Raw genomic sequence first — 17,407 nt, 5'->3', positions numbered from 1 at the left:
GAGCCGGGTGCGGTGAAAGCCGCAAGCCCGGTTCGGGAAGGGGCCGCCGGAAAAGGACCTCACCCAGAGGCACCTCGCCGGCGGCCTACTTCACGAGTGATGACGGACAGCGAGATCGAAGCCATCGTTCTCGATCCGAGGGAGCACACCGACTACGCCGTGAAGAGCATCGCGGAGTGGCAGCGGATCGTACCGGCCTCGCAGTACGACCTGGTGCGCGCGCTGGAGACCGCGCGCCGGACCGGTGTGGCCGCGTACATCACGGCTCCCGTCGACTGAGGTCACGGACCGAGCCGGGTCCCGGGCTCGGCTCGGGACCCCACAGGTAGGAGGACGCGGCACGCCACCAGTGTGGTCGGATCAGGGCCGTGAAGCCCTCGCGGCCCTGATCCAAGGGTGTCCCGGCCCGGCTCTTCGGACCGTGACCAGGTCGACCAGGTCTACGGGCGGCCGCACGCGCACCACTTCTCCGGCCCTCGTCCACAGCGGCGACTACGGCGAGCCGCGGTCGCTCCCGGACGGGGCCGGGGCGCGGATCGTTCCCGCCAGCGGGAGGTGGTCGCTGGCCGTGGCGGGCAGGGTCCAGGTGGTGGCGGACAGGTCGCGGGTCAGGAGGTGGTCGATCCGGGCGAGCGGGAAGGCGGCCGGCCAGGTGAAGCCGAAGCCGCCGCGGGCGGGGGTCAGCCGCTCGGTGAGCGGGGCCAGGGCGTGGTCGTCGGTGGCGGCGTTGAGGTCGCCGAGCAGGACCACCCGGCGCAGGGGTTCCGCGTCCAGGGCGCGGCCGAGCGCCGCGAGGTCGCGGTCCCGGTGGGCGGTGGCGAACCCGGTGAGGGTCGGCCGGACGGAGCCGAGGTGGGCCACGTAGACCGCCAACGGGCCGATCGGGGAACGAACTTCGGCCCGCAGCGAGCGGTTCCACCCCGGGTCGATGACCAGCCGCCCGGCCTCCGCCAGCGGGTACCGGCTCCACAGTCCGACGGTTCCGGAGCGGAAGTGGTGGGGCAGCTCGGCGCCGAGCACCGCCTGGTACGCGGGCCACGCCGGCCCGGTCACCTCCTCCAGCGCCACCAGGTCCGGGTGGGCGGCCAGCAGGGCGCGGGCGGTTCCGGCCTGGTCCCGGTTGTCGGCGCGCACGTTGTGGGTCACCACCGTCAGGCCGTCCCCGGCCTGCCGGCCCTGACCGGTCACCAGCAGCGGGCCGGTCACCAGCAGCGGGCCGAACTGCACCGCCCAGACCGCCGCGAGCGCGCCGGCCGCGACGGCAACCGCCGGGGCCCGGCGTACCGCCGCCCAGAGCAGCAGGCCCACCGCCGGTGCCGCGCTCCACGGCAGCAGGCTCTCCCACAGGCTCCGCAGCCCGATGCCCGGGTCGGGCAGCCGCCGGTGCCCGGCGAGGGCGAGCGCGGTCAGGACGCCGAGACCGGCGGGGAGCCGTCCTCGCCGCCAGGCGGCCTTCGGCGGCACGGGCCTCGGCATGTCGGCCCCAGCAGGTTCGGCTTCGGCCCCGGCACCGGACGTCCGGGTGCGCGCCGCAACGGTGTCCGCCGTCATCCGGCCGCGTCCGGCAGCTGGGCCGGGCAGGTCCCACCCGGGGTGGTGAGCAGCTCGTAGTGCCACACCTCGTTGGCGTACACCTGGCACAGCCCGTACCGGGCGCCGTACTGCGCCATCCAGTACGCCGCGTCCGTCGGGCCGACGTCCACCGCCTTGCCCGTCACGTGCGTGGAGGCGTCGGGCGTGTTCACGAACTGCCGGGCCCGCTCCAGCGTCCCGTGCTCGACCACCGCGCGGTCGAGCAGCCGCTGCTGGTAGTCCCGGCTGCGCCAGCCGGAGGTGACGGTGATCTCGACGCGGTTGGCCCGGGCGTCGACGGTGGCCTGCCGCAGGGCCGCCAGCAGGGGGCCGTCGAGCTTGCGGACGGCCGGGGCCTCGGTGTCGAAGGGGCTCAGCCTGGTCCCGTCGGGGATCGCCCCGTCCTCCGCCGCCCCCGGCGACGCACCGCTGATCATCGCCGTGATCCCGCGCAGGCCGGCCGTTCCCGGGCCGGCGGCCCAGACCCCTGCCGAGGCCAGCGCGACGACCGCGACGGCGCCCGCGACCAACCGGCCGCGGCGCCGTCGCGCGCCGACCACCGGCCCTCGCGGGTACTCCGTCCGCTCCCTGAGCTCCGCGTCCATCCCAGCCTCCCGGTGTCGTCGGTCCGTTGTCGGGAGCCATTCGACGGGAGGCGATGTTGCGGGGGTGTTCGCGCGGGCCGATACGTTTTCGATACGCCCGATGGGGTCCAATGGAGTCCGACGGGGTCCCCTGCGGTTCCGTCGTGTGACGAACGACCACCGCCGCCGGCGGTCGTCGGCGGACAGAGACGGGAGAGCGGCGCGTGCGGGTCCTGGTGGTGGAGGACGAGATCTACCTCGCCGAGGCGGTCCAGGCCGGACTGCGGCTGGAGGCGATCGCCGCCGACGTGGCGGGCGACGGCGACGCCGCGCTCGAACGGCTCGGCGTCCACGTGTACGACGTCGTCGTGCTCGACCGGGACATCCCCGGCACGCACGGGGACGAGGTCTGCCGGATCATCGTCGAGCGCGGTCTCGGCTGCCGGGTCCTGATGCTCACCGCCGCCGCCCGTCTGGACGACAAGGTCGACGGTTTCGGGCTCGGGGCCGACGACTACCTGACCAAGCCCTTCGACCTCGCCGAACTCGTGGTCCGGCTGCGCGCCCTGGCCCGCCGCCCGGCCCGCTCCGCCCCGCCGGTCCTGGAACAGGCCGGCCTGCGGCTGGACCCGTTCCGCCGCGAGGTCTACCGCGACGGGCGCTACGTGGCGCTCCCCCGCAAGCAGTTCGCCGTCCTGGAGGTCCTGATGGCCGCCCGGGGCGGTGTCGTCAGCGCCGAGGAACTGCTGGAACGGGCCTGGGACGAGAACGCCGACCCCTTCACCAACGCCGTCCGGATCACCATCTCCAGCCTGCGCAAACGCCTCGGCCACCCCTGGGTCATCCACACCGTCCCCGGCGTCGGCTACCGCTTCGGCGAGCCGGCCCCCGAGGACGAGGACACCCGGTGAACCCGTCCACCGGCGCCAGGCCCCGGCCGCGGCGCCTGACGGCCCGGATGCGCCTGACGCTCAGCTACACGCTCTTCACGCTGGCGGCCGGGGTGCTGTCGCTGGCCGTGATCTACGTCGCCATGAAGTACGTCCCCAACTACCCGCTGACCTCCTCCAACCCGCGTTACCGCTCGGACGCGCCGTCGCGCCAGGAGATCCTCGACTCCCTCCTCCGGGCGGGTGGTTACGCCCTGGCCCTGATGACGGCCGTCGGCCTCACCGGCGGCTGGTTCATCGCCGGGCGCGTCCTGCGGCCGCTCCAGGACCTCACCGGTGCCGCGCGGCGGGCGGCCGACGGGGCGCTGGAGCACCGGGTCGCCCTGAGCGGCCCCCGGGACGAGTTCACCGAGCTCTCCGACGCCTTCGACGAGATGCTGGAACGCCTCCAGCGCTCCTTCGAGGCGCAGCAGCGGTTCGCCGCCAACGCCTCGCACGAGCTGCGCACCCCGCTGGCCATCACCCGCACCATGCTCCAGGTCGCCGCCGCCGACCCGGCCGGCCAGGACTGGGGCCGTCTGGTCACCCGCCTCCAGGACACCAACCAACGCGGCATCGAGATCAGTGAGGCGCTGCTCCAGCTCGCCGCCCTCGACCGGACCCCGCCCGACCTCATCGCGACCGACCTGGCCACCGCCGTCCGGGAGGCCCTGGCCACCGTCCGGGAGGAGGCCCGCACGCACGGCATCACGGTCACCGCCGCGCTCGACCCCGCGCCCACCACCGGCAGTCCGGTCCTCCTCCGTCAGGCCGCGCTGAACCTCCTGCACAACGCCCTGCGCCACAACCACCCCACCGGCGGCTCCGTCACCGTCAGCACCGGCCCCGACCGCCACCACCCGGACCGCGTCCGGCTCACCGTCAGCAACACCGGTCCCCCGCTCGCCCCGGAGACCGTGGCCACCCTCACCGAGCCCTTCCTCCGCGCCCGTGGCCGCACCGCCGCCACCGACCCCGCCCGGCGCGGCCACGGTCTCGGCCTCACCATCGTGGCCGCCGTCACCACCGCCCACCACGGCGAGCTCCGGCTCTCCCCCGGCCCGGACGGCGGCCTCACCGTGACCCTCGACCTGCCCGCGGACGGGGGCGCGGCACCCCGGGACGGCGCCCGGTGAGGTGATCCGACGCCGTACCTCCGGACCTGCGGGGCGGCCGACGTCCCCGATCCCGACCGACGGTGCGGGCCACCGGCTCGTCGTGGACGAGGCGCGGGTGGACCACTGCCTCTTCGGGGCCAAGGTCGCCGCCGCCGGCGCCGGGCGCCCTTCCGGAGAGCACACGCGCGTCGGCCTCCGCACCACGCCCCAACTCCGCTCCCACCGAGACGATCTGGTGGATCATCAGGAGCGGATGTAGTGTCAGAGTTCATGACAATCACCCGCTACGCCCTGGTCGCGAGTCTCGTCGGCGCGCTCGCGGTGCCCCTGCTCCCGGGGGTCGCGACGGCCCGGAGCCGGCCCGCCTGCGACACCGCCCCCGCCCCGCGCCCCGACGCCGAGCAGGCCCGCCTGGCGGACCCGAGGACGGCCGCCTTCACCGAGCGGGCCGACCTCGGCGAGTTCGTCGCCCGCTTCCCCGCCGCCCTGTGCTCCACCCGGAACGCCGCCGAGGCCCGGTCCCTGGTGGACTCCTGGGGCCGGGCGCTCTGGCGGGCCGCGGTGGACCGCGCGCAGGAGCGGCGCCCCGGCGGCGACCTGCCCGCCCGGGACGACCGCCCCCTCTACTGGACCCGGCTCGCCATGACCGTCCGCCTCGCCCAGTGGCGGCCCGCCTTCCCCGCCGACACCGGCGCCCTCCGGGCCCGGTTCGAAGACGCCTCCCGCGGGCTGCTGGACAACGAGTTCAGCGGCACGCCCGGCCTGCGGCGGGTGTTCGTCAGCGGCTTCGACCCCTTCGGCCTCGACGGCGAACTCCGCCGTGCCAACCCCTCGGGTGCGGCGGCCCTGCGGCTGAACGGTCTGCGGATCACCCTGGCCGACGGCACCCGGGCCGAGATCCGGGCCGTCCTGCTCCCCGTCCGCTACGCCGACTTCGACCTCGGCATCGTCGAGCGCGCCTTCGGCCCGCGCCTCTCCCCCGGCCCCCGTTCCGCCGACCAGATCACCACCGTCAGCCAGGGCTACCCCGGACTGTTCACCGTGGAGGCCTGGGCCGGCCGGGCCCGCTCCGCCGACCCGTACCCCGACAACACCGGCGCGCTCTCCGGCGGCACCCGGGAGCACCCGGTGACCGCTCCGGGCCTCGGCCCCGGTCCCGAGTTCATCCCGACCACCCTGCCGGCCTCGGCCATGACCGCCGTCCAACAGCCGTACCCCGTGGCGCTCAACACCACCGTCACCGAGATCCCCGCCGGCGCGGACGCGCCGGTGGACCGCGAGGACGGGCCCACCCCCGGCTCCCGGGCCGTCGAGGGCGGTGGCGGCGGGTACCTGTCCAACGAGGTGGCCTACCGCTCCAACCGGCTGCGACTCGACCTCGCCCCGCGGCTGCCCGGCGGGCACCTCCACACTCCCGTCCTCACCGGCCTCCCCGCGAGCTCCGACCAGCTCACCGGCCCGGACCTGGAGCGGAACGAGGCCGCGATCACCGACGAGGTCCTCGACATCCTCCGCCACGCCACCCCCTGAGGTCCCTCCCCCGTGGCGCGCGGCGGCCCCGCCCCGGCGCGGGTCGCTTCGTCCGGACCTGTCGGAACGGGGGACGTGACGGACGAGTCCCGTGCGCGGCAGAGGATCGACACCCACCGACGAGCGCGGGGCGGACGCCGGAGCGGGACCGTGCGGGCAGGTGCGTGTCCGCCGCGGCGGCGGTGCGTCAGGCCGGCCCCGGCCCCCCGGTGCGGGCGAGCGCCGCGCGCCAGCCGCCGTAGGAGGTGATCTCGCGGGCCCCCTCCAGCGCCTGCGGCTCGCACAGGAATCCGGTCACGAAGGTGCCGTCCGCGAGTTCCACGGTGCCGAGCGTCATCGGGCGGGGCAGCTTCGCGAGGAGCGTGCCGAGTGCCTCGGCGGAGAGTTGCCACTCCTCCGCCTCGATCGCCGCACCGCCCTCGCGGGTCCGGACCAGGCCCGGCTTGGGCGGGACGGTGTCCAGCGCGTACAGCCGGTAGGCGGGCGCGGTCGTGGTCGGCCGCACCAGCCGGGCGCCGAGGGCGAGCAGTTGTCCGTTCAGGGGCTGTCCGCTGAGGTGCGCGCCGACCACGGCGAGTCGCACCGGCGGGGCGGTGAGCAGCCGGGCGACGCGGGCGAGTCGTTCGTCCGTGAACGCCGGGCCGATCAGCATGACGCCGAACGGCCGCCCGTTCACCTCGCCGGCCGGGACGGCGACCGCCGCCATGTCGAAGAGGTTGGTCGAGTTGGTGAACCGGCCGAGGCGGGCGTTCGTGCCCAGGGGGTCGGCGGCGACCTCGGCGAGGGTCGGGTGCCCCGGGGTCGTCGGCAGGAGGACCGCGTCCGCGTCGCCCATCGCCGCCAGCGCCCTGGTGTGGAGGGCGGACAGCTTCGCGCGGTCCTGGTAGAGCCGGTGGGCCGGGATGTCGCGGGCCCCGGAGATGATCCCGGCCACCGTCGGATCGAGGTCGGCCGCGCCCGCGTGAGCGTCGAGGAAGGCCCCCACGGCGGCGTAGCGCTCGGCGACGAAGGCGCCCTCGTAGAGCATCGCGGCCGCCTCGATGAAGGGCGCCGGGTCGAGGGGAAGGAGTTCGGCACCCGCGTCGGCGAGCCGGGTCGCGGCCTTCCCGAACGCCTCGGCCCAGCCCTGGTCCAGCTCGCCGAGCCGCCCGGGCGCGGGGACGGCGATCCGCCACGGGCCGGGGCGGCGCTGCTCCAGCGGCGGGAGCGTGCGGGCCGGGGGCGCGGACATGAGGGACAGGGCCCGTTCGGCCTCGGCGAGGGTGCGGGCGAGGACGGTCACGCAGTCGAGGGAGGCGCAGGCCGGCACGACGCCCTCGGTCGGGACCAGGCCGAAGGTCGGTTTGAGGCCGACGACGCCGTTGAACGCCGCCGGTACCCGGCCCGAGCCCGCGGTGTCCGTCCCGAGCGCGAAGTCGGCGATGCCGAGCGCGACCGCGACCGCCGAGCCGGACGAGGAGCCGCCCGAGACGTACGCCGGGTCGACGGCGTTGCGCACCGCGCCGTAGGGGCTGCGCGTGCCGACCAGGCCGGTCGCGAACTGGTCGAGGTTCGTGGTGCCGAGGACCACCGCGCCCGCCGCCCTCAGCCGTGCCACCACCGGGGCGTCGGTCTTGGGCGCGTAGGCGTACGAGGGACAGCCCGCGGTGGTCGGGAGCCCGGCCACGTCGATGTTGCCCTTGACCGCGCACACCGTGCCGGCCAGCGGCGGGCGCTCGCCCGCGGCCTGTCGGGCGTCGACCGCGGCGGCGTCCGCCTCCACGTCCTCGCGGGGACGCAAGGCGATCCACACCTCGGGCCGGTCCACCTCCGCGATGCGGGCGTACGCGGCCCGGACCCGTTCCAGCGCGCTGATCACGCGTGCACCTCCGCGGTCTCGACGGCGGCCAGGACGAGGAGCGCGGTGCCCGCCTCCACCTGACTGCCCGGTTGGACGAGGACCTGTGCGACGACGCCGTCGCCGGCGGCCCGCACCGGTGCCTCCATCTTCATCGCTTCCAGCGCCACCAGCTGCTGACCCGCCGAAACCCGGTCGCCGACCCGAACGTTGACCTGCCAGACGGACGCGGCGAACTCGGCTTCGACCAGGCGGCCGCCGTCGGGCACCGCGATGTCCGCGGGCGGCGGCGCCGACTCGGTGGCCGGGTCGGCGCGGTCGAACTCGCCGGCGGCCTCCCAGGCGTCGCGCTCGGCGCCGAAGGCGGCGCTCTGCCGGGCCCGGAACGCGGCGATCGACGCGGCGTTCCCGTCGAGGAAGGCCCGGTACTCGGCGAGCGAGAAGGTGCCCTCCTCGACGACCGGCACGAACCGGCCGGAGGTGATGTCCGCGCGCAGCTCCAGGAGTTCGTCCGGGCCGACCGGGTACCACCTGATCCGGTCGAAGAAGCGCATCAGCCACGGCCGGCCCGGCTCGAAGGCGCCGCGCTGGCGCCAGCCGGACCACACCTGGGTGGTGCGACCGACGAACTGGTAGCCGCCGGGGCCCTCCATGCCGTAGACGCAGAGGTACGCGCCGCCGATGCCGACGGAGTTCTCCGCCGTCCAGGTCCGGGCCGGGTTGTACTTGGTCGTCACCAGCCGGTGCCGCGGGTCCAGCGGGGTGGCGACCGGCGCGCCGAGGTACACGTCGCCCAGACCCAGGACGAGGTACTCGGCGTCGAAGACGGTGCGGTACACGTCGTCGGCCGTCGCCAGGCCGTTGACCCGGCGGATGAACTCGATGTTCGACGGGCACCACGGGGCGTCGTCGCGCACTCCCGCCACGTACCGGTCGATGGCCTCGCGGGTCGCCGGGTCGTCCCAGGACAGCGGGAGGTGGACGACCCGGCTCGGCACCACCAGGTCGTCGGTCGCGGGCAGCTCCTCCTCCACGCGCCGCAGGAGGCCGAGGAGTTCGTCCTGTGCCAGCACGTCGGCGTCGGCCTGGATCTGGAGCGAGCGGATACCCGGGGTCAGGTCGACGACTCCGGGCAGGTCGAGCGCGGCGAGCGCCTCCAGGAGCGCGTGGACGCGCATGCGCAGCGCCAGGTCGAGTTGCATGGGCCCGTACTCGACGAGGAGGTTGTCGTCGCCGCTGCGCCGGTAGGTGACCGCCGGGCGGTCCGCGGTCGCCTCCAGGCGGGCGAGGACCCCGCCGTCGACGACGGGGTCGCGGTCGGCCCGCGGTGTCACGGCGGGGCCGCGCCGCAGCTCGGCGGCGGCCGCCGGGCTGACCGGGACGAAGCGCACCGTGTCGCCGGGCCGGAGCTGGCCGAGCTTCCAGCGCTGCCCGGTGACGACCGTCGCCGGGCAGACGAAGCCGCCGAGGGAGGGCCCGTCGGGGCCGAGGAGGACGGGCATGTCACCGGTGTAGTCGACGGCGCCGACCGAGTACGGCGTGTCGTGGATGTTGGAGGGGTGCAGGCCCGCCTCGCCGCCGTCGGGCCGGGCCCAGCGCGGGGTGGGGCCGATCAGGCGGACGCCGGTGCGCGCCGAGTTGAAGTGGACCTTCCAGTCGGCGGCGTAGAACTCACGGATGTCGTCCTCGGTGAAGAACTCGGGTGCGGCGTGCGGGCCTTCGACGGCGCCGAGCTCCCACTGCCGGCCGAAGGCGGGCCGGCGGCCGAGGGGGACGGCCGAGGCCCGGGCGGGGGTCGCGGCGCGGGCCTCGCCGCCGTGCAGGACGTCGCCCGCGCGCAGGGCGCGGCCGCCGTGTCCGCCGAACCGGCCGAGGGTGAAGGTGGCCGCGCTGCCCAGGTACTCCGGCACGTCCAGCCCGCCCGCGAACAGTACGTAGGTGCGCAGGCCCCACTCGTCGGGGGCCGCGACCCGGAGGGTCTGTCCGGCCGCGACGGTGACCGGCTCCCACTGCGGCACGGGGGACTCGTCGACCCGCACCTGGGCGGGGGCGCCGGTGACGCAGACCGTCGTGGTGTGCGTGAAGCGCAGGGCTGGCCCCTGGAGGGTGCACTCCAGGCCGGGGGCGCCCTCGTCGTTGCCGAGCGCGGTGTTGCCGAGCCGGAAGGACAGGTCGTCCATCGGTCCGCACGGGGGGACGCCGACCTGCCAGTAGCCGGTGCGACCGGGCCAGTCCTGCACCGTGGTCAGGGTGCCGGGGGCGACGACCTCGATGCGCGGCGTCGGGTCGGTGATCGCGGCCAGGGACGCGGTCGTGTGACGGGCGGAGCGGACGTCCCCGTCCCGGAGCGCGGCCCGTACCAGGCCGAGGTTGGTCTCGATGCCGTCGAGACGGGTGGCGGCGAGCGCCGTGCCGAGCCGGTCCAGGGCTTCGGTGCGGTCGGCTCCGTAGGCGACGATCTTGGCGAGCATCGGGTCGTACGCGGTGGTGACCTCGGTGCCGGTCTCGACCCAGGTGTCGACGCGGACGCCCGCCGGGAAGTCGACGCGGGTCAGCAGGCCCGCGCTCGGGCGGTGGTCGCGCGAGGGGTCCTCGGCGTAGACCCGCGCCTCGACGGCGTGTCCGCGCGGGGCCGGGGGTTCGGTGACGACGGCGGTGTCGCCCTGCGCGAGCCGCAGCATCCACTCGACCAGGTCGATGCCGTAGATCTCCTCGGTGACCGGGTGCTCGACCTGGAGGCGGGTGTTGACCTCCAGGAAGTACGCCTCCTCGCGCACCGCGTCGTAGACGAACTCGACCGTGCCGGCCGAGCGGTAGTCCACCGACGCGCACAGGTCCCGCGCGGACGCGGCGAGTCGGCGGCGGATCCGGTCCGGCAGTCCGGGCGCGGGGGCCTCCTCCAGGACCTTCTGGTGGCGGCGCTGGAGCGAGCAGTCGCGGTCGCCGAAGGTGACGACCCGGCCGAGCCCGTCCCCGAAGACCTGCACCTCGACGTGGCGGGCCCGCTCCACCAGCCGTTCCAGGAAGACGCCCGCGGAGGAGAAGGAGGCCGCCGCCACGCGCTGCACCCGCTCCCAGGCGCCGGCGAGTTCGGCCGGGTCGTGGCAGGCCCGCATGCCGATGCCGCCACCGCCGCCGGTCGCCTTGAGCATCACCGGGTAGCCGATCTCCTCGGCCGCCGCGAGCGCCGCGCCCACGTCGGGGAGGAGCCCGGTGCCCGGGGCGAGGGGCACGCCGGCCGCCTGCGCGGCGGCGCGCGCGGTGTGCTTGGCGCCGAACAGTTCGAGCTGTCCGGGGGTGGGGCCGACGAAGGCGACGCCGGCCTCGGCGCAGCGGCGCGCGAAGGCGGCGTCCTCGGAGAGGAATCCGTAGCCGGGGTGGACGGCTCCGGCGCCGGTGGCCTCGGCGGCCCTCAGCACCAGCTCGGCGTCGAGGTAGGACTCCTTGGCCGGCGCGGGGCCGAGGCGTACGGCCTCGTCGGCCAGCCGGACGTGCGCGGCGCCGCGGTCCGGGTCGGAGTAGACCGCCACGGTGCGCAGGCCGAGCCGGCGGGCGGTGCGGATGACGCGGGCGGCGATCTCGCCGCGGTTGGCGACCAGCAGGGTGTCGAAGGTCATCGTGGGCCGTCCTCGTCGCGCGCGCCCGGTGCGGTGATCGTCATGCGGACGGCCGTCGGGGCGAATCCGTTGCAGGGGTTGTTGATCTGGGGGCAGTTCGACACCAGCGCGAGGACGTCGGTCTCGGCGCGCAGGACGACCTGCCGTCCCGGGGCCGAGATGCCGTCGACGATGCCGAGGGTGCCGTCCTTCTCGACCGGCACGTTCATGAACCAGTTGATGTTGGAGACCAGGTCGCGTTTGCCGAGGCCGTGCCGGGCGCCCTCGGCGAGGAAGTTCTCCACGCAGGCGTGCTGCGACCAGGTGTGGTGGCCGTAGCGGAGGGTGTTGGACTCCTTGGAGCAGGCGCCGCCGATGGTGTCGTGGCGGCCGCAGGTGTCGGCGACGACGGTCATCAGCGGGGTGTGCTCGTCGGACAGCAGCACCGAACCGGTGGTCAGGAAGACGGAGCCCTGGGCCTGGACGGTGTCGGGGGCGCTGTAGCGCAGGGAGGTGTCGTGCGCGTCGTAGAGGAGGAAGTCCACGGCCTGGTTGCCGTGCAGGTCGGTGACGGTCAGCAGGTGGCCCGCGCGGACGGTCGCGGACCAGGCGGCGCGGGCGGGCACGGTGTCGTCCGAGACGACGCGGCCGGGGCGGGCGGTGCCGGTCATGAGATCCCCCGGGCGGTGAGGTGGGCCGCGGTGTTGAGGAAGGCGCGGCGGCCCTCGGGGGTGGCGTCCCACCGGGCGTCGCCGGGCCGGGTCGGCGACGCCCGGAACGCGAGGACCTGGAGGTCCCCGCAGTGGTACGCGGGGCGCGGGTCCAGCGGGTGCGGGACGTTGGCGATCAGGACGGTGACGTCCTGCTCGACGAGGAGGGTGACGGCCGCGCCGGGGCCCGCGGAGCCGGTGAACCCGGTGGTGCCGTCCTCGGCGATCCGCACGCCCTGGAAGAAGGAGACGGAGGGCGGGAGGTCGCGCGGGCCGAGGCCGTGCTTCAGGGCGGCGAGCTTGAACAGCTCGCGCCCGGCGGGCGAGGCGGAGTGCGCCGTCCCGTCCCCGTACCGCCGGGTGTTGCGCGCGAGGGTGGACGTGCCGGTGAGGGCGTCGTGCCGGCCGGAGGTGTCCGCGACGACGGAGGCGAGCACCCGGCCCTGGTCGGACAGGAGGAGGTGGCCTTCGCCGAGGTAGGCGTTCCAGAGCACCTTCACGGTGTCGGCCACGTTCAACCGCTCCCAGGGGCGGTCGGCGCAGTGGAGCAGCAGGTGCGCGCAGGCGTCGCCCGTGAGGTCGGTCAGTCGCAGCCCGGTGCCGCGGGCGAGGACGGCGTGGGTGTAGCCGCCGCCCGCCACCGTCTCGGCCCACACGAGGTCCGCGGCCGCGACGCCCTCCGGAGGCGTCGGCCACGTGCTCGCGGGCAGGACGGGCATGGCGTCGACCCGGGTGCCCTCCTGGGCGCGGGCGTGGTCGCGCGCGCCGTACGCCGACGCTGTCGTTGACGTTGTCGCCATGGATCGACCTCCGGTCCGGGACTGATTTCTGTCGTTCGACAGAAATTAAGGAGCGGGCGATTCGCGCCCATTGCCCGGGCGTTTCGGGTCGGTTACCGGAATCTCACGGTGGACCGGGGCCCGGGGCGGCCGCCGGCCCTGTGCGAGGATCGAGGAGTGAACACGCCAACCAGCAGGAGAGTCGGCCGCCCGCGCGCCCACGAGCGCCCCGCGAGCGGCCTGGACCCGCGGGACGAAGTCCTGGGCGCGGCGGCCGAGCTGTTCACCACCCACGGGTACACCGCGACCTCCACCCGGACGATCGCCGAGCGGGCCGGCCTGCGGCAGGCGTCCCTGTACCACTACTTCGCCGGCAAGGAGGAGATCCTCGCGGAGCTGTTGGAAGGCACCGTCCGCCCTTCCCTCGACGTGGCGCGCGGGCTCGCGCCCCGGACGGACGCGCCCCCGGAGGCGCGACTGTGGGCGCTGTGCCACTCCGACGTCGCGTTGCTGTGCGGCGGTCCGCACAACCTCGGAGCGCTGTACCTGCTGCCCGAGGTGCGGGCGGAGCGCTTCGCCGCGTTCCACCGGGTCCGGTCGGAACTCAAGGACTTCTACCAGGAGTTGCTGGCCGCCACCGCGGCGGGCGCGGCGCTCGGCGCGGCGGAGCTGACGCTGCGCACGGACCTGCTCTTCGGCCTCACCGAGAGCGTGATCCTCATCCGGCGCGCCGACCGCGATCCGGGAGCGCTCGCGGTCGCGACGGCCGACGCGGCGCTGCGGGTCGCGGGTGTGGCGCAGCGCTCCCTGGCAGGGCTGCGCCGCGAGGGGCAGCGGCTCCTCGCGGCTGGTGCCTGACCGGGTGGCCGGCGCTCCCGGCGGCTCAGGTCGACAGGGTCTCGCTCTCGTGCGCGGGCCCGCTCTCACGGCCCGGTTCCGTCGCGGCGGTGGCGCCCCGGCGGCTGTACCAGCGGTACGCCGCCCCCACCGCGACCGTCACGCCGACGGTCAGGACGGTGAACCACTGGAAGTACCAGTGGCCGCCCTGCGGGTCGTACACCTCGGCGCGCGGCCAGGCGAGGTTGACCGTCATGAAGAGTCCGTAGGCGACGGCGAGCGCGTTGACGGGCAGTCCCCAGCGACCGAGGGAGAACAGCGGTCGGCCCAGCTCGTCGCGCTCACCGTCGGCCGGCGGTGGCCAGTCGCCCTTCAGCCGCCGGAGCAGCATCGGGCCGGTGACCATCGCGTACGCCAGGTACACCAGCGCGATGCAGGTGGTGCCGATCGCCAGGAACGCCTGCGGCGAGGCGAGGTTGAGCAGCAGCAGCCCGCCCGCGAGCAGGCCGACCACCACCGCCGCCGTGCCCGGCATGCCGGTCCGCAGGGGCACCCGCGCCAGCCGGGCCGATCCGGGCAGGACGCCGTCGCGGGCCATCGAGTAGAGCATGCGGGTCCCCGAGGTCTGGATGGCCAGGGTCGCCGCGCAGACGGCCAGCGCCACGTCGGCGAGGAGGACCTTGCCGAGGCCGTCGCCGAGGGTGCTGGTGAGGACGTAGCTCAACCCTTCGGTCGCCAGGCGTCCGTCGGTGAGGCTGGGGGCGGCGAGCAGCCCGCCGAGCAGCAGCAGCCCGCCGCAGACGCCGGAGGTGGTGAGGGCGCTGAACGTCGTCCGGGGGGCGGTGCGCCGCGGGTTGACGGTCTCCTCGCTCATCTCGCTCGCGCTCTCGAACCCGATGAGGACGTACGCGGCCGTGAACGAGCCCACGAGGAGTCCGGCGATCAGGCCGCCCTCGCCGCCGGTCCGCAGGACGATGCCGGGGTCGCGCTCCGCGTGGGTGGCGAGCAGGGTGACGATCAGGGCGACGCCGGCGATCTCGGCGGTGACACCGATCATGTTGACCGCCGACAGCGCGCGGTTGTCCAGCACGTTGAGCACGGTGGTGAGCGTCAGCAGGATCAGGCCGAGGACCGCCGCGTTGGCGGCGCCGGTGGTCGTCGTGGGTGACGGGTCGCCGCCGACGAGCTGGAAGCCGGACCAGATGGCCGGCAGGACGACCTGCAGCGCGAGCGCGGCGGCGGCCACGACCACGATCCGGCCGATCACCATGATCCACCCCGCGTACCAGCCGAAGGCCGGGCCGGCGAGCCGGCTCGACCACTGGTAGATCGCCCCGGCGATGGGCAGCCGGGCCGCGAGCTCGGCGAAGCAGGCGGCGACGAGGAGTTGGCCGAGCAGGACGGCGGGCCAGGTCCAGAAGAAGAGCGGTCCGCCGAAGGAGTAGCCGAGGGAGAAGAACTGGAAGACGGTGGTCAGCACCGAGATGAAGGAGAAACCGGCGGCGAAGGAGGCGTACCTGCCCATCCGGCGCCGCAGCTCCTGTGGGTAGCCGAACGCGGCGAGCGAGTCGTCCTCGGCCGCGCCGGGCGGGGCCGAGGAGGTGGGTCTGGAGGTCACGGTCATGGTTGTCCCCTGTCACGGAGGCGGAACCTGAGATTCCTGTCAGGTGATAGAAATTAGGGACAGCCGGTTTCCGCCGTGTGTCGCGCCCGTGTCCCGCCCGTAAGTGACTTCTCTCGGCCCCTCGCTCCCCCGGTGCTCGCTCCCGCACGGCCCGGCGGCGGAGGCGGGCGCGGACGGCAGCGGGCCGGTGGGGCCGTCCGGGTCGCTGCCCGGACGGCCCCACCGGCCGCGCCCCCCTCGGGGCCCGCCCTACCCCGTGACGGCGGGGCCGGCGGCCGGGGCCGCGCTCGGGGAGTGGGTGAGGTCGTAGGCGCTCTCGGCGTGCAGGTGGACGTCGACGCCCTCCTGCTCCACCTCGGGGCGCACCCGCAGACCCATCGTCATGTCGAGCATCTTGGCGATCAGCCAGGTCACACAGAAGGAGTACGCCAGTACGGACAGCGCACCGACCGCCTGCTTGCCGAGGAGCGAGAGGCCGCCGCCGTAGAGCAGGCCGTCGACGGCGTTCGGGGCGTCCGCCGTGGCCAGGACCCCGACCAGCAGGGTGCCGGTGAGCCCTCCGACGAGGTGGATGCCGACGACGTCGAGGGAGTCGTCGTAGCCGAACCGGTACTTCAGGCCGACGGCGAGGGCGCACACCGCGCCGCCGACGGCGCCGAGGGCGAGGGCGCCGAGCGGGGAGACCGCGCCGCAGGACGGGGTGATCGCGACGAGGCCGGCGATCGCACCGGAGGCGGCGCCGAGGCTGGTGGGGTGGCCGTAGCGGAGCTTCTCGACCAGGAGCCAGCCGAGCATCGCGGAGCAGGTGGCGGTGAAGGTGTTCAGCACGGCGACCGAGGCGGTGTTGCCGGAGGTCAGCGCGGAGCCGCCGTTGAACCCGAACCAGCCGAACCACAGCAGGCCCGCGCCGAGCATCACCAGGGGGAGGTTGTGCGGCCGTGCCTGACCACCCTTCTTCTGCCAGCCGATGCGTCTACCGAGGACGAGGATCACGGCCAGGGCCGCCGCACCCGAGTTGATGTGGACGGCCGTACCGCCGGCGAAGTCGACGGCGCCGAGCCGGTTGACGATCCAGCCGCCCACGACGTCCTTCCCGTCGAAGGCGAAGACCCAGTGGGCGACGGGCAGGTAGACCAGCGTCACCCAGATGCCGGTGAAGGCCATCCAGGCGCCGAACTTGATGCGGTCGGCGATCGCGCCGCAGATCAGGGCCGCGGTGAGGGCCGCGAAGAGGGCCTGGAAGGCGGCGAAGACCGAGAGCGGGATGACGGCGTCCGGGTCGTCCGCCGTCACACCCCTCAGGCCGAGGTACTCGGTGACGTCACCGAGGAGCCCGGCGCCGCCGATCGAGTCGCCGAAGGCGGCCGAGAAGCCGTAGAGCACCCAGACGCAGCCCACCAGGGCCACCGACCCGAAGGTCATCATGATCATGTTGAGGATGCTCTTCGCGGCGACCATGCCCCCGTAGAACAGCGCGAGGCCCGGCACCATCAGACAGACGAGTGCCGTGCTCGCGAGAATCCAGGCGGTACTTCCGGTGTCCATGCGCACGCTCCACAGAGAGTCCAGCAGAAGGAAACTGAGTTTCACGGCAGTAGACACGGGGTGCGTTACGAATCTCTCCGCAGCCGATTAAGGCCGGGTTTCAGTGCTGGGGGCTGTCCCCGAAGGCCGTCACCGTCAGGAAGCGGATGGGGAGTTCGTCCAGCCTCTCCGGGCCGTGCGGGGCCTCGCCGTCGAACTGGAGGGCGTCGCCGGGGCGCAGGGTGTAGCGGGACTTCCCGTGGCCGTAGACCATGACGCCTTCGAGCATGTAGATGATCTCGGTCCCGGCGTGCTGGAAGAGCGGAAAGACCTCACTGGACTCCGTGAGGGTGACCAGCAGGGCGTCCATCCGCTTGTGCGCACCCCGCAGGGAGCCGAGCTGGGCGTACTCGTGGCCGACGCGGGTACCGCGCCGGACGATGCGGGCCCCGTGCCCGGCCGGGACGAAGACGGCTTCGCGTTCGTCGTCCATGCCCCGGAAGAGGGCGGTGACCGGGACGCCCAGACCGCGCGCCAGCCGGGAGAGCGTGGTGAGGCTGCACGCGGTCTGGGCGTTCTCGATCTTCGACAGCATGGCCTTGGAGATGCCGACCCGCTGCGCCATCTCACCGACCGACAGCCCGGCCGCCTGCCGGTACCCGCGCGCCCGGACCGCGATGACGCGCTCCAGGGCCGTGTCGTCGGGGTCCGCTGCGGGTTCGGGGTGCTCGGCGCGCTCGGTCACCGGCGCATCCTATGCCGTTCGG

At 74.6% G+C, this 17,407-nt stretch carries 14 protein-coding genes; 5 read left to right on the top strand and 9 right to left on the bottom strand.

Translation table 11 applies throughout. The features are described 5' to 3' along the window. The first annotated feature begins 99 nt into the window (after positions 1-99). Positions 100-279, top strand: a complete 180-nt coding sequence (locus tag ACFXHB_RS35945) for a hypothetical protein (RefSeq protein ID WP_380579725.1) — start codon at positions 100-102, stop codon at positions 277-279. Between the two features lie 213 nt (positions 280-492). On the opposite strand, the gene ACFXHB_RS35940 is transcribed toward ACFXHB_RS35945, so the two are convergent. Continuing rightward, positions 493-1,476, bottom strand: a complete 984-nt coding sequence (locus ACFXHB_RS35940) for an endonuclease/exonuclease/phosphatase family protein (protein ID WP_380579723.1) — start codon at positions 1,474-1,476, stop codon at positions 493-495. 71 nt (positions 1,477-1,547) lie between these two features. Further along, a complete protein-coding gene (locus ACFXHB_RS35935; RefSeq protein ID WP_380579721.1) occupies positions 1,548-2,177 on the bottom strand; it encodes a M15 family metallopeptidase in 630 nt (209 codons plus the stop codon). A 203-nt stretch (positions 2,178-2,380) separates the two neighbouring features. Here ACFXHB_RS35935 and ACFXHB_RS35930 point away from each other — a divergent pair, with 203 nt between their 5' ends. The 3 genes from ACFXHB_RS35930 (at position 2,381) to ACFXHB_RS35920 (ending at position 5,733) form a co-directional block, all read left to right on the top strand. Beyond that, complete coding sequence (locus ACFXHB_RS35930) at positions 2,381-3,067, top strand: response regulator transcription factor (protein ID WP_380579719.1); 687 nt, start codon at positions 2,381-2,383, stop codon at positions 3,065-3,067. Further along, positions 3,064-4,221, top strand: coding sequence for a sensor histidine kinase (locus ACFXHB_RS35925; protein WP_380579717.1), 1,158 nt, complete (start codon positions 3,064-3,066; stop codon positions 4,219-4,221). The genes ACFXHB_RS35930 and ACFXHB_RS35925 overlap by 4 nt, the downstream gene beginning before the upstream one ends. A 252-nt stretch (positions 4,222-4,473) precedes the next feature. After that, positions 4,474-5,733, top strand: a complete 1,260-nt coding sequence (locus ACFXHB_RS35920; RefSeq protein WP_380579715.1) for a pyroglutamyl peptidase — start codon at positions 4,474-4,476, stop codon at positions 5,731-5,733. A gap of 187 nt (positions 5,734-5,920) precedes the next feature. On the opposite strand, the gene atzF is transcribed toward ACFXHB_RS35920, so the two are convergent. The 4 genes from atzF to ACFXHB_RS35900 are packed head-to-tail and all read right to left on the bottom strand — an operon-like array spanning position 5,921 to position 12,676. Beyond that, entirely contained in the window at positions 5,921-7,588 is a 1,668-nt protein-coding gene (atzF, locus tag ACFXHB_RS35915; protein ID WP_380579727.1) for an allophanate hydrolase, read from the bottom strand. Further along, positions 7,588-11,187, bottom strand: coding sequence for an urea carboxylase (gene uca, locus ACFXHB_RS35910; RefSeq protein WP_380579713.1), 3,600 nt, complete (start codon positions 11,185-11,187; stop codon positions 7,588-7,590). Before uca ends, atzF begins: the two co-directional genes overlap by 1 nt. Continuing rightward, positions 11,184-11,837: an urea amidolyase associated protein UAAP2 gene (locus ACFXHB_RS35905; RefSeq protein ID WP_380579711.1), complete on the bottom strand. Its 654-nt coding sequence runs from the start codon at positions 11,835-11,837 to the stop codon at positions 11,184-11,186. The genes uca and ACFXHB_RS35905 overlap by 4 nt, the downstream gene beginning before the upstream one ends. Beyond that, entirely contained in the window at positions 11,834-12,676 is an 843-nt protein-coding gene (locus ACFXHB_RS35900) for an urea amidolyase associated protein UAAP1 (RefSeq protein ID WP_380579709.1), read from the bottom strand. The genes ACFXHB_RS35905 and ACFXHB_RS35900 overlap by 4 nt, the downstream gene beginning before the upstream one ends. Before the next feature lie 156 nt (positions 12,677-12,832). Between ACFXHB_RS35900 and ACFXHB_RS35895 the strand changes: the two genes are divergently transcribed. Then, entirely contained in the window at positions 12,833-13,513 is a 681-nt protein-coding gene (locus tag ACFXHB_RS35895) for a TetR/AcrR family transcriptional regulator (RefSeq protein WP_380579707.1), read from the top strand. 25 nt (positions 13,514-13,538) lie between these two features. Here ACFXHB_RS35895 and ACFXHB_RS35890 read toward each other — a convergent pair whose 3' ends face one another. The 3 genes from ACFXHB_RS35890 to ACFXHB_RS35880 form a co-directional block, all read right to left on the bottom strand. After that, complete coding sequence (locus ACFXHB_RS35890) at positions 13,539-15,116, bottom strand: amino acid permease (protein WP_380579705.1); 1,578 nt, start codon at positions 15,114-15,116, stop codon at positions 13,539-13,541. Between the two features lie 249 nt (positions 15,117-15,365). Further along, positions 15,366-16,661, bottom strand: coding sequence for an ammonium transporter (locus ACFXHB_RS35885; RefSeq protein ID WP_380579703.1), 1,296 nt, complete (start codon positions 16,659-16,661; stop codon positions 15,366-15,368). Between the two features lie 100 nt (positions 16,662-16,761). Next, complete coding sequence (locus ACFXHB_RS35880) at positions 16,762-17,385, bottom strand: helix-turn-helix domain-containing protein (RefSeq protein WP_380579701.1); 624 nt, start codon at positions 17,383-17,385, stop codon at positions 16,762-16,764. Positions 17,386-17,407 lie beyond the last annotated feature (22 nt).

Source organism: Kitasatospora sp. NPDC059327, assembly GCF_042752535.1.
GTDB lineage: Bacteria > Actinomycetota > Actinomycetes > Streptomycetales > Streptomycetaceae > Kitasatospora.
Note: the sequence above shows the minus strand (reverse complement) of the source record. Positions and strands in the feature narration are given on the sequence as shown.

Excerpts from the sequence above, each read along its gene's own strand:
- ACFXHB_RS35935 (WP_380579721.1), bottom strand. The coding sequence starts at position 2,177 with ATGGACGCGGAGCTCAGGGAGCGGACGGAGTACCCGCGAGGGCCGGTG.
- ACFXHB_RS35905 (WP_380579711.1), bottom strand. The coding sequence starts at position 11,837 with ATGACCGGCACCGCCCGCCCCGGCCGCGTCGTCTCGGACGACACCGTG.
- ACFXHB_RS35945 (WP_380579725.1), top strand. The coding sequence starts at position 100 with ATGACGGACAGCGAGATCGAAGCCATCGTTCTCGATCCGAGGGAGCAC.
- ACFXHB_RS35900 (WP_380579709.1), bottom strand. The coding sequence starts at position 12,676 with ATGGCGACAACGTCAACGACAGCGTCGGCGTACGGCGCGCGCGACCAC.
- ACFXHB_RS35885 (WP_380579703.1), bottom strand. The coding sequence starts at position 16,661 with ATGGACACCGGAAGTACCGCCTGGATTCTCGCGAGCACGGCACTCGTC.
- ACFXHB_RS35920 (WP_380579715.1), top strand. The coding sequence starts at position 4,474 with ATGACAATCACCCGCTACGCCCTGGTCGCGAGTCTCGTCGGCGCGCTC.
- uca (WP_380579713.1), bottom strand. The coding sequence starts at position 11,187 with ATGACCTTCGACACCCTGCTGGTCGCCAACCGCGGCGAGATCGCCGCC.
- ACFXHB_RS35940 (WP_380579723.1), bottom strand. The coding sequence starts at position 1,476 with ATGCCGAGGCCCGTGCCGCCGAAGGCCGCCTGGCGGCGAGGACGGCTC.
- ACFXHB_RS35890 (WP_380579705.1), bottom strand. The coding sequence starts at position 15,116 with ATGACCGTGACCTCCAGACCCACCTCCTCGGCCCCGCCCGGCGCGGCC.